The organism is Sphingobacterium sp. UME9, from assembly GCF_014170215.1.
GTDB lineage: Bacteria > Bacteroidota > Bacteroidia > Sphingobacteriales > Sphingobacteriaceae > Sphingobacterium > Sphingobacterium paramultivorum.
The window spans coordinates 392,942-406,022 of record NZ_LZZP01000005.1; the positions used below are offsets into that span (position 1 = coordinate 392,942).

Genomic DNA, 13,081 nt, shown 5'->3' on the forward strand with positions numbered 1-13,081 from the left:
AAATGATCCTATCATTAGGGGTCGATTTTTTACCATAAACATCTTAATCGGTAATATAAATGCCCAAAAAGAGAAATAGAATAGGAATAAATCAACGAGTGAAACGTGCAAATTATGCCGTTGAAAACAAACACTCATACATAATTATCACATGAAAAAACATATTTTTAGCTGTCTGACACTAGCCATGGTGATCTCATCTTCGGCATTATTTGCACAAACTAAAGCCATTGCGCATCGTGGCGTATGGAAAAACAGCCATCTTCCGCAAAATTCTATTGCTTCTTTAACAGCAGCCCACGACCTTAAGCTCTTCGGATCCGAATTTGATGTGCATTTGACCAAAGATAATATTCTTGTGGTCAACCACGATAATGATTTCTATGGTATCGATATTGCCACAGCAACGTACAAGGAGCTCTTAGAAAAGAAGCATCCTAACGGTGAATCTATTCCCACCTTGGAAGAATATCTTAACGCTGGAAAAAAATTAAAAGGTTTACGTCTTATCCTTGAATTGAAAATCAATAAACTAGGGGTAGAGCGTACACTTGAAGCGACAACAAAAACGGTGGAAATGGTTAAAAGCTTGAAAGCAGAGAAAATCACTGATTATATTTCCTTTAGCTTTGAGGCTTGTCAGAAGATTCACGAACTGGCGCCTAAGGCCAATATTCAATACCTCACAGGTGACAAAACTCCTGCTGAGGTGAAGGCTGCGGGAATAAATGGTTTGGATTATCACTTTTCGGTTTTCAAAAAGAATGCGACATGGCTGAAAGATGCACATCAACTTGGCATGAAAGTGAATGCGTGGACAGTAAACACAGAAGAGGAAATGACCAATCTAATTAATCAGAAAATTGATTTTATTACAACTGACGAACCTGAATTGTTGCTCCGTGTATTAAAGAAATAACAATACCGTTGAAATAGTCATGGTTCCTAATCAGTTGACCACTTATCAGGCCGACTTGATGAGCGTGACCGTTTCAGTACCTTTTTAAAAACTAGATTCTAAATGAAAAAAAGTATTATTCTCGCTTTAGCGCTCTGTCTATCCTTTCTGTCTTATGCACAGGAATTTATTGCAGCCAGCTATAATATCCGTCAAAGAAATACCGTCGATGTTGACAACATGTGGAACGACCGTAAAGTTCCGCTAACTAATCTGATTAAATACCATGGCTTTGATATCTTTGGTATCCAAGAAGGTTTTTTTGATCAGGTTCAAGACCTCAAAAAGCTCCTTCCTGGATTTGATTACGTGGGTGTTGGTCGCGACGATGGTGCACAAGAGGGCGAGCACTCGGCTATTTATTACAATACAAATCGCTTTAAAGCAATAAAGAGCGGAACTTTCTGGCTTTCAGCGACAGATACCGAACACCCGAATAAAGGCTGGGATGCAGCACTACCGCGGATCTGTACCTGGGGTATTTTTGAAGACAAGGCCAACAAAAAACGCTTCATCTTCATGAACACGCACTTTGACCATATCGGCCGCACTGCACGCACCGAGAGTGCCAAGTTGATTCTAGAAAAAGCAAAAGAGTTTGCCAAAGACCTACCTTTGATTTTAACCGGCGACTTCAATGTGGATGAAAAAGATGAGGCTTATTTCACATTAGCCAATAGCAAAGTAGTCACTGACGTACATGAACTGGCAACATTCAAATATGAACCCAATTCTTCCTTCAATGGCTGGGGCAAAAGCATCAGACCAACAGGCCGCATTGATCATATTTTTATTACCAAACCTTTCCAGGTTAAAAAATATGGTATCCTGACGGACACGTATATGAATAAATTCCCCTCAGATCACTTTCCAGTAGCAACGACGCTCTCCTGGAAATAATATCATGTTAATTACAACAACCCTATAACACAAACAGCAGGTTCGCTTAGAATCTGCTGTTTTATTTTGTGGGACAGCTTTTTATTTATACCGCATCAGGGATAGCGATTCAGCACGCTGTAGCGCATTTGCTACGATTCTTGACAATAGCTATGGTTCCTAGCAATTGCTTTAAACTTTCACATAAATTAACAGTCGATATGTTTAATTTTGACAGCAAAACAATAACATGATGAAATTTCCACTATTATATTGCACACTATTTGTCTCAGGACTACTTTATTCCAATGCAAGCGAAGCACAGATTTTTAAGAAAATCAGTGAAACATTGACAAAAGCAAATCAGGGCCAAACCGACAGTACTAAAACGACCACAGCATCAAAATCCAATACCTTGACGTCTTTATCCAACAAAGATGCTTCATTGGGGATCAAACAGGCTTTAAGCAATGGTTTAAATCTGAGTATCGAATCTTTAGCCAAGAAGGATGGTTTTTTGGGTGATGCGGCAGTAAAGATTTTGATGCCTGCCGAAGCACAGAAAGTAGAAAAAACACTTCGCGCTGTTGGTATGGGAAAATTATGCGATCAGTTTATACAGAGCATGAACAGAGCTGCTGAGGGAGCCGTTAAAGAGGCTGCCCCCGTATTTGTCAATGCACTTTCAAAGATGACAATTACAGATGCGACCAATATTCTTTTAGGCAGCAAAGAAGACGCCGCGACAACGTTTTTTAAAACAAATACATCGACAGAATTAACGAACAAATTTAGTCCTGTTATCAAATCTGCCATGGGTACAAACAATGTGGACCAGTATTGGACACAATTGACCTCAGCTTATAACAACCTCCCTTTAGGCAATAAAGTGGAGACAAATCTTACTGCATACGTTACGCAGAAAGCAATAGACGGTCTTTTCATCAAAGTTGCCGACCAGGAGTCAAAAATTAGACAGAACATAGGCGGCAGTAGAAATACCAATATTTTACAGAAAGTATTTGGTTACGCAGACGAAAAGAAATAGAGAACGATACACTTAAAAAAGGACCTGTCAACGATTTGATAGGTCTTTTTTTTGATTTGGGATCATCCAAGATTTCTGTTCACATAGCTATGGGTAAAACTTTACTGTTCAAAAGCGCTACAGCACATTGTATGTAGCAATAAATTATAGATAACAATAAATTCCTTTCAGCGGGAATTGGGGTCGTGCCCCCTCCTATGAGTTTCAGTTATTGTCAGTTTGTTAACAAATAGAATTAAACCTGTGGAGTAGGGACAAATTGTTTGTAAATGCAACCAAATTAAATTGCAAATAAAAAGCAATTTATCTAAGTTTGACCACCCTTATCACATTAAGGCTATTAGAAAATGAGCACATTTGAGATCAACAACATAAGTGATTTTTCGGTATCCGAAAGATTTCAACGCTATGTACAGATTGACACACAATCTGATGCAAATTCACCAACATGTCCTTCTACGGAAAAGCAAAAGAACCTTGGAAAGTTACTTGTAGCGGAGTTGCTAGCATTGGGTATTTCAGACGCAGCAATGGATGAAAATGGATATATCTATGCAACTATTCCATCCAATACTGCAAAGCAAGTTCCTGTTATCTGCTTCTGTTCTCATATGGATACATCTCCGGACTCTTCTGGAAAAGATGTTAAACCACTGGTTCATCCTAATTATCAGGGCCAGGATCTTGTGCTTCCTGACGACAAGAGTATTATCATCAAATACGCCGAACATCCCGATCTAGCCAATCAAATTGGCAATGATATCATTACAGCGAGTGGCACCACTTTGTTGGGTGCAGATGACAAAGCAGGTGTGGCCGAAATCATGGATGCTGCCCGTCTATTAATGAAACATCCTGAAATCAAACATGGTGATATCAAAATTCTTTTCACACCAGATGAGGAGATTGGCAGAGGTGTTGATAAAGCAGATTTGAAACGTTTAGCAGCAGATTTTGCTTATACAATGGATGGCGAAAGAGCTGGAACCATTGAGGATGAAACATTTTCAGCGGATGGAGCTACATTAACTATTCATGGTGTATCCGTACATCCCGGCTTTGCTAAGGGTAAAATGCAAAGTGCCATCAAAATCGCCAGTGCGGTAATTGATGCACTACCAAAAGATCGACTTTCACCTGAAAGCACCAACAAAAAAGACGGCTTTGTACACCCTGTTCATATCAGTGGATCTGTGGAAAAAGCTGAAATTCAATTTATCGTACGCGACCACGTTACAGCCAATCTAAAGAAACATGAAGATGAACTGGAAGGCATCGCAAAATCGATTGTGGAACAATATCCAAACTGCACCTATACTTTTGTCGTAAAAGAACAATACCGTAATATGAAAGAAGTGCTGGATCAGCATCCTGAAATTATGGAAATCGGCATGGAAGCCATCAACCGTGCAGGAATGGTGGCCGAAAGAAGGAGTATCCGCGGTGGAACAGATGGCTCCCGCCTTTCGTTTATGGGCTTACCTTGTCCAAATATTTTTGCTGGAGGGCATGCTTTCCACGGAAAACAAGAGTGGGTAGCTGTACAAGATATGGAAAAAGCCGTCAAAACAATTTTGCATGTTGTATCTTTATGGGAAGAAAAAGCATAAAGGAAAAATAAATTATAATGAAAAACGACGTATTAAAAGCAATACACTACAGAAGATCCGTATTTCAAGCTTCCTTTACTGAAGAAGAAGTCAGTAAAGAAGATATCTTGAGTATCTTGGAAGCGGCCAATGCTGCTCCAACACACAAAAGAACACAACCTTGGCGTTTTGTGATCTTCCGCAAAGAGGGATTAGAACGTTTAGGCACCGAATTGTCACGTATCTACAAATCGGTAACACCTACAGAGAAATATACTGAAGCAACTGAAATAACAATGGGCAAAAAAGCAACACAGTCAAACGTTGCCATTACGATTGTTGTCAATTATACGGGTGAAGTTCCTGAATGGGAAGAATTGGCTTGTACGGCTGCTGCAGTTGAAAACATGTGGTTGGCTGCGCACTCGCTAAATATCGGTGGATACTGGGCGACACCAGGTTTAATCAATCACTTGGGTGGTTTCTTAAATCTCGAAGAAAATCAAAAATGTATTGGTCTATTCTACTTAGGACACCACCAATCTGAGGTGCGTGAACCTAACCGTACACCCATTGCAGATAAAATTCGTTGGGAAGAGTAAATCCTCTCATCTTTATACACAGAGCGGGCGGCTCGGATTCTTCCGAGCCGCCCGCTCTGTGTATAGGTTAATTAATTATACGCAATAGGCAGCCTAAATCCATTTTTATTAAATATTTAATAATGAGTCCTTAACCATTTAACAATCTTGCAGGGATAATTTCGCAACATACTTGTGACAGACACTAATCAACTAAAAAGTGAAATTATTATGCAAAGACAGATCATTTGGTTAATCTCATTAACCATCATTACATTTTTTCAAATTCCAACTAACAGCTGGGCTCAGGGTACTGAAGCAACCATTACAGGCCGTATCATGGACAACAATGGCCCTGTAAAAGGAACGTCCGTATCAGTAAAAAATGAATCTACCGGGTTTAAACAAACAACACTGACGAACCAAAACGGTATCTATACCTTTCCACAATTACCTTTAGGCTCGCCATACAGCATATCGGTAAACCATGTTGGCTATGCAGAACAAAAAAAGACCGACTATAAATTAAGCTATGGTGACGAGCTCAATGTGGATTTCACCTTATCATCAGCTGAAAATAAATTGGATGAAGTTATCGTTCAAGGAACTGCAGCTGATCTAAAAAACAAGATCAAGACATTGGGTGCATCTACAGCTATTACGGCTAATGATCTCAAAAAAATGCCTGTAAATGGACGTAATTTCTCCTCGCTAATTGATTTATCACCTGTTAGCAGTGGAACAAATCTAGCTGGACAACGAGCATCTTCGACCAATTTTACGGTAGACGGCATGAATTCACGCAGTACAGTAGCTGGCGGGAACAGCGGTGGTGCCTATTCAATCTCCATGGAAGCGATTCGCGAATTCAAGGTAGTGACCAACGACTACGATGTTACGTTCGGCCGCAGCGGTGGCGGAAGTATTACCACAGTAACCAAATCAGGTACAAATACTTTAACAGGAAGTGCGTTCACTTTTGCACGCGCGGGCTGGCTTTCGAGCAAGTACAACCTTAATGGAACGGCACGTAAACAAAAATTCTCCACCTATCAATATGGATTCTCACTTGGCGGGCCAATCATCAAGGACAAAGCCCATTTCTTTGTAACCTGGGACCGTCAGATGGATACCCGCCCACTTCAGATCGCTGATATTCAAACAACGGAGGATATTGCACGTTACAAAGTAACGCAGGCTACTTTAGATGAGTTTACCCGCATTGCTGTAGGCAAATATGGCGCTAGCGCCGATCGTCTGTTTGGTTCTTTCGACAAAAAGAAAAAGACCGATGCTGCCTTTGCCCGCATTGACTGGCAGTTGAACGATAAAAACCTATTGACAATTCGTAACAACTTTGTCTACGACATGGACAATCAACAGGAAGGGGACAATACAGGGATCAATGCTTTTGAATCTTATACGAACAGAAGGTACATAAACAATAGCCTAATGGCCTCCTTGCGTACGTCTATCAACTCCAAACTGACCAACGATTTGAAGGTACAACATTTCTATGAACGTTCAGAAGCACAACATAATGTTGCTGGATTTGATCAATCACACAGTATTCCGCGTGCGATCGTCGAATCCGTTCAATCTGTAGACGGTACAAATAAATATACCAATTCAATACAGCTTGGTGGTCAGCGTTATGCGCCAGAATGGTTTAATGGAAATATGTTACAATTGGTCAACAACCTATATTATAATACAGATAAAATCAAATATACCTTCGGTGCAGATGTCATGTATACCAACATGGACTTCCGCTACGGCAGCGAAATGAATGGCCGTTTTTATTTTACCGGTTTACAAAATTTCGACAACCTGACTCCTTATCGCTATGCCCGTGATGTATATATGACCGACAAAGAAAACACCTTGGTCAACAATCTGGCTGTAGGTCTTTATGGACAGATGGAAGCTAAAATCGCAAGAGGTCTTGATGTTGTCGGCGGCCTACGTCTGGACAACACGAAATACCTAAAGAAGGCAACATTCAACCAAACGGTCTATGACGAACTGGGTCTCTCGACCGATAATGGGATCAATACTTTTCAGATACAGCCCCGTGTGCAGTTCAACTGGGATATCAATGAAGAAAAGAAAAATATCATCCGTTTTGGCGCTGGTATATTCGGTTCGGCCCTCAACCCCTATTCTATGTTAAACAATATGTTGTTTGATGGTTCACGCATTGCCGGTGTAGATATTACTGACCCGACCTTAATTCCCAAGCCAAATTTTGCAGGATATCGCAAGGATCCCGATACAGCTCCGGGACGTGAATTGTTGGACAACCCAAAGATCGAAAAACTTGTCACCATCAATACCAATAGCAAGGATGTGAAAGTGCCGACGGTATATAAAGCCAATATTTCCATCAATCACTTTTTCACACCTTCGTTACGTATCGGGTTAAGTGCTTACGGAACTTGGGGACGCAACAATTATATGTATGTAGATCGCAATATGGTGGAGGACCCTTACTTTAGGTTGACTGCCGAAGGTAACCGTGGGGTGTATGTTCCAGCATCGAGCATCAACACGACAAATGGTGCCGCCAACTGGACCAATAGCCGTAAAACCAAACAAATAGGCCGCGTACTGGAAATGAACAGCGAAGGGAAAAACAATTCTTACACCGTTGTACTGGACGGAACTTATCGTTATTATAAAGACGGTCAGATCACGATGTCTTACACCTGGAACGATACCAAAGACAATACCTCCTATAACGGTAATGTTGCCAACTCTGCCACCCTTTCCCTGATGGTCAAAGATGATCCACGCGACTTGAGTACGATGACATATTCGGACAATCAGTTCCGCCATAAAGTCGTCTTTTATGGTACCATGCCATCGTTATGGGGTGTTTCGATGGGTTTACGTTTCAGCGGGATTGCAGGAACACGCTATTCTTTAGCGGTCAATGGGAATGTCAACGGCGATTTTGTAAATTCCAACGATCTTGCCTTCGTATACGATCCAAATAACAAAAACACACCCGATTACATCAAAACCGGCATTCAAGCTATTTTAGATGATCCAAATGCAGAGCAGAGCATCAAAAAATACATCAATGGAAACCTCGACCGCATAGCTGAACGTAACGGTGGCATCAACGGTTTTTACGGCGTATTTGACCTGCACTTGGCCAAAAATCTAAAAGTTTACAAGAAACATGGTATTGAAGCTTCGATAGACATTTTCAATGTAGCCAACCTTTTGAAAAAAACTTGGGGTGTAGGACACAATCTGGGTAAACAGAATCTATATGCCATCAAAAGCTTCGATGCAGCGAATCAACAATATGTTTACAATATGAGTTCAGGCGTTGGCGTATCTAACTTAAATGGTAATCCTTATCAAGTACAATTGGGTCTGAGATATGCATTTTAAGTAATTCAGACCATATAAAAAAGCAGCGAGCCATTTCTTTCATAGGAAATGGCTCGCTGCTTTTTATCAGATCACTTTTATTTTTTTTCAATTCCAAAACAATGCGGAGGTTTAATGACAGCTGCTTGTGCCGGATTATTTTCCGCTTTGACGGGGAAAACAATCTTTAAACGTCCTTTTGTTCCCTGCCATTTTGGTCCATTCTGTAGAAGGTGAACCGTTTCATTAAAGAGTAACTGATCGGGTTGCCCTTCGGCACTAATATTGGTGGGCACTCCATTTTTGTCGACCGTAAAATTAACAATAATTTCGCCTCCTCCTGCAGGCGCTACCGACTTCTGATTGAGGTACTGTTCAAAAATTTTCCATCCTTCACGGGGTGTTGCATCCCCCCCGTCCAACAAAGGTTGAACAGATACCCTATTTTCAGGTTCACTTAATTCTACATCCGTTGTACGCTCAGCTTTACCGCTAAAATGTTTAAAATATAGCAGGGCCAATAAAGTCACAAACAGTACACCTGCGGTAGCACCTATGGCCAAACGCTGCCATGTGAAATACTGGGCGTGTCTTGTTGCAACAGTATCTTCCACCCTACGATTGAGGCGCTGTTGTAAGAGGCTCAATTGCCGGGCATCCACACCATTTTGTAATCGGTAACCATCGATGGCATCTTGTAAAAAGGGATCTTCCAACGCTTCACGTTCCAACTGAAACATCTCCTCTTTACTCATCAAACCTTGGATGTAATTATGGATCCTTGATAATTGATAATTATTTTCCATTTTCTTTCCTTTCCATACAGATTTTCAGATTGCGCTTTCCATTTTGGATAGCACTTTTGACCTTATTCAAATCATATCCAGTCAAATCTGCAATATCTTTATAACATTTTTGCTCGAGATAAAACAAACGTACACATTCCTCTTGTTCGCGGTTTAAAGTTTGCATACAGCCTTCCAGTTTCTCGAAATCCTTTTCTTCCCATTTAGCTTCACTGGTATCATTTAGCTTTTGTTCGCTTTCAAACAAATTGTTTTCAATATCAACCTGCGTGGTCCGCTTATCCTTACGTAATTGCATAAGGCAATAATTTTTACTGTAAACGTGTAACCAGCTCTTAAAATTATCGACTTCATATTGACGAAGCTTCGGTATCAGTTCTTCAAATATCTGCATCACAGCATCCTGACTACGATCGGGATCCTGTAAGTATTTAAAGCACACACCATAAAGCAAAGACATATAGGGCGAATATAGTTTCCCCAGTGTAGACAAGTCACCGCTTGTTTTATAGTGTTGTAAAAGCTCTTTTTCGTTCATGCGCAAATCATTCACCTTAATGATGATTTAATATACAAATTTCCATATATAAAAAAAGGAGCTATTGAAAATTACCGAAAAAAGAAAAACCGTCCCCATGATGAAATGGAGACGGTCGATAAGAATATAATATGAATTACGGATTTAATTTCCTTGTTTCCAATTGTATCGCAGTGTAACGCCGTAAGTCCTTGGATCGGCAACTACACCTGCGTATTGCCCATAACTTCCAGGCGCCGCCAGCAACTGTTCGTAGTAATCTTTATTTGTTAGATTTCTACTCCACACAAACACCGAAATACCATTCGATCCCCTGAATCCTAACCTGGCGTTCAATACCGAATAGGCATCAATATTTAGGTATTGTGAGGGGGAAGAACTTGATGAAAATTTAGAGCGGTGAAATAGGTCTGCGCCCAAAAAGTAAGATCCATTAATCCCGATCAGCTTACCGCTTTTATTCGCTTCGCCACCCAGCGACCAGGACCATTTGGAAACACCAGGAAGGACGCCGCCAGAGATATCTTTAAAAGCCTGAGCTCCGCCAACCTCTTCTAAAGGGACAGGTGCATTGGTAAATTTGACATACTTGGCATCTGTATAGGCTAGCGCTCCATTCAATCGGAGAAAATGTCCGATGTTGATGTTTCCATCCAATTCAACTCCCTTTACACGCACCTTCTCGGCATTGGCCAGATAACCACGGTTCACCCCAGGTTCAGGAGTCTGCACTTGGGTCTGATAGTCTTTGATATCCGTTTGGTAGACGGTCAGATTGAGGAGTGAATTGCGTGTTGGATTTGTCTTCACACCAATTTCCTTATGACGTACAGCCTCAGGTTTTACTTCGGCGAGATCCAGCAACACTGCTCCATTGGCTGTCGGCAATCCACCAACGTTGATACCAACAGGTTTATAGCTGATGGAATACGTTGCATAAGCATTTATCTTCGGATTGAAACGATATCTTGCCGATAGCTGACCTGAGAAATTATCGGCATCCGCATTGATATCAAAAGTCTGATTGGTATATACACCGTTCTTTAAGGCTAGCAGTGCCGGGTCTGACGTCTGCAAACCACCATAGGTCTGCCTATCGTAGTTAGCCACCTTTTTATCGTAGTTGTAGCGCAGCCCTGGGAGGATGTGTAATTTTGGTGTCACAGCCCAATCAATCTGTGTATAGGCTGCCAGGCTTGTACTCTTAATTCCGTAAACGGTCTTGATTCCAAAATTGTCAAATAATCCTGGTGTCTGCCACAAAGCACTGGTAGAGCTTTTTTGAAAACGCCAAAAGGCAGACCCTGTTTCTTCGGTATGTACGGGATCTGTACCCAGATCCTGCCAAAGGCCAAATAAACCAACAACCCCGCTGACCTTTTCACTGATTTTTCCAGAGTATCTGAATTCCTGTGACCACTGATTATGGACGGAATTACCTGCTGAAACGGTGTATACCGGAAGTCCCAAGTAATCGCGGTCATTGAGCGGAACCCATGTCCATGTCCGCCACGCAGAAGTTGAGGTCAGTGTCCCTTCTCCAATCTTGATATCGGCATTCAATGCGACACCACCCAATTTATTATCAGCTTTGGACTGTGTATCCAAATCTATCTTACGCTCGAAGGCACTTTTATAGGGCAACTCGTAGCCAAGATCTTTAATAATTGCATCAAATTGTCTGTAGTCCGCACGCTGTGTTTTTACAACTCCGGCAACCGCCCAACCGTAACCATCAGGCTTTTGTGATGACACGTCCCCAGAAAGCACCAGTTTGATATTTTCAGTCGGGGTAAACAGCAATTGCCCTCTAAAGCCCAGGTTGTTGATATCATTGATCTTCCTATTGGTATGTACATTAAACAGGTTTCCATCCCGTTGTGTGCCAGAGAAAGAAGCTCTCGCAGCCAGGTTTTTGGCCAATGGCCCTGAGATTGAAGTCTTCGCCTGAATAAAACCTTGGTTTCCGTAACTGACTTCCACATTGGCCTCTGGTGTGAATTGTGGTAAACGTGAGGTTATATTGAATGCACCTGCTGTTGTGTTCTTTCCAAAGAGTGTACCTTGGGGTCCACGCAGTACCTCTATCTGGTCGATATCAATAAAGTCTAGCCAAGTCGCGGCAGGACGGGCAATATATACACCATCAAGATAAAATCCTACACCAGGATCGATACCATCATTGGTGAGGCCATAAGTTGAGCCCAGTCCCCGGATATTAAGCGTCGTATTACGTGCATTCGATGCATATAACTGAACTGTAGGTACAAGCTCTTTTAGTCGATTGACATTAAATGCCCCTGCATCCTCCAATGCAGCGCCACGAATAATCGATATGGGAATCGGAACATCCTGTAACTGTTCCTTACGACGGCGTGCAGTGACCACTACTTGATCCAATGCTTCCAATCGTGGTGTAAGTTCAATCACTGCCGGAGAATGGTCTACAACGATATGACGGGTTTGATAACCGACAATGGATACAATCAATGAAAATGGCAATTTTTGTCCAGTTACAAACTGAAAAACGCCTTTACTGTCGGTTTTCACCTGGTGTGTAACGGCCTCCAACTGAACCGTTACGCCTTGCAGAGGCTCTTTTGTTACGGCGTCAATTACGGTACCTGTTAACGAGGCATTTATAATAGGTTTAGGATTTTCTACTTGCGCGTAGGTATGGTAAGAACCTGTTAAAAGCAAGCTAAAAATGACGCTAATTCGAAAAATAGCATTTTTTTTCATAAATTTATTCAGTTTAATGGTGAATCTAAAACAAGTGCCAACGCCAATCGATACTTGCTTCATTGTTAAAACTTTGTAAAAGGGAAGCCTCGGCTTCCCTTTTCTAATATAAGAGAGTGTAAGAGAGAAATTTTAACAACACATTCGTTTCTTGTCACTTTTTAGGGTAACAACAGATCCTTCTACCGAAGCAACCAATAAACTTGTTTTTGGAGAGTAATTTTGTTTCATTCTTTTTATCTTGTTATTTTCTTTTATTTCCTGCTGCATAAACGAATCAATTTATGCACTTATCAAGCGGCAATCTCAAACAACTTTAATCACATGTCTTTTTTATAAAATCAATTTCATGGCTAGTTCGATTCATAATCAAGTCAGTCCTTTTTGCTCGCCTTCCTATTTACCTGTAAATCAGATAACGATACAAATATATAAATATTTTTTAAAAGACTACTAATTTGATAGATTTAATGATGTTTTTTTTCAAAAAGCCATTAAACATTAATTTTAAGACACTTAAAGCAAATAAAAAGCGCTTCGAATTTCTTTCAGCATG

The 13,081-nt window shown here is 41.0% G+C and carries 9 protein-coding genes; 6 read left to right on the forward strand and 3 right to left on the reverse strand.

What is annotated here, in order from left to right:
• The first annotated feature begins 151 nt into the window (after nt 1–151).
• The 6 genes from A9970_RS10215 (at nt 152) to A9970_RS10240 (ending at nt 8,460) form a co-directional block, all read left to right on the forward strand.
• Entirely contained in the window at nt 152–919 is a 768-nt protein-coding gene (locus tag A9970_RS10215) for a glycerophosphodiester phosphodiesterase family protein (protein ID WP_182982206.1), read from the forward strand.
• Between the two features lie 102 nt (nt 920–1,021).
• Entirely contained in the window at nt 1,022–1,858 is an 837-nt protein-coding gene (locus A9970_RS10220; protein WP_075994419.1) for an endonuclease/exonuclease/phosphatase family protein, read from the forward strand.
• 229 nt (nt 1,859–2,087) lie between these two features.
• Nucleotides 2,088–2,885, forward strand: a complete 798-nt coding sequence (locus A9970_RS10225) for a DUF4197 domain-containing protein (RefSeq protein ID WP_182982207.1) — start codon at nt 2,088–2,090, stop codon at nt 2,883–2,885.
• Nucleotides 2,886–3,232: 347 nt separating this feature from the next.
• Nucleotides 3,233–4,495: a peptidase T gene (gene pepT, locus A9970_RS10230; protein WP_182982208.1), complete on the forward strand. Its 1,263-nt coding sequence runs from the start codon at nt 3,233–3,235 to the stop codon at nt 4,493–4,495.
• A gap of 17 nt (nt 4,496–4,512) precedes the next feature.
• Nucleotides 4,513–5,076 carry a nitroreductase gene (locus A9970_RS10235; protein WP_220801575.1) on the forward strand — a complete coding sequence of 188 codons (564 nt, stop codon included), beginning with the start codon at nt 4,513–4,515 and terminating at the stop codon, nt 5,074–5,076.
• Nucleotides 5,077–5,286: 210 nt separating this feature from the next.
• On the forward strand, nt 5,287–8,460 hold the full coding sequence (locus A9970_RS10240) for a TonB-dependent receptor (protein WP_182982209.1): 3,174 nt from the start codon (nt 5,287–5,289) through the stop codon (nt 8,458–8,460).
• 77 nt (nt 8,461–8,537) lie between these two features.
• Here A9970_RS10240 and A9970_RS10245 read toward each other — a convergent pair whose 3' ends face one another.
• The 3 genes from A9970_RS10245 to A9970_RS10255 form a co-directional block, all read right to left on the reverse strand.
• Nucleotides 8,538–9,245, reverse strand: coding sequence for a hypothetical protein (locus A9970_RS10245; RefSeq protein ID WP_182982210.1), 708 nt, complete (start codon nt 9,243–9,245; stop codon nt 8,538–8,540).
• The gene (locus tag A9970_RS10250) at nt 9,235–9,783 is read right to left on the reverse strand and encodes an RNA polymerase sigma factor (RefSeq protein WP_075994424.1); all 549 of its coding nucleotides are present in this window, start codon (nt 9,781–9,783) and stop codon (nt 9,235–9,237) included. Before A9970_RS10250 ends, A9970_RS10245 begins: the two co-directional genes overlap by 11 nt.
• A 144-nt stretch (nt 9,784–9,927) precedes the next feature.
• Nucleotides 9,928–12,525, reverse strand: a complete 2,598-nt coding sequence (locus tag A9970_RS10255; protein WP_182982211.1) for a TonB-dependent receptor — start codon at nt 12,523–12,525, stop codon at nt 9,928–9,930.
• Nucleotides 12,526–13,081: the final 556 nt, after the last annotated feature.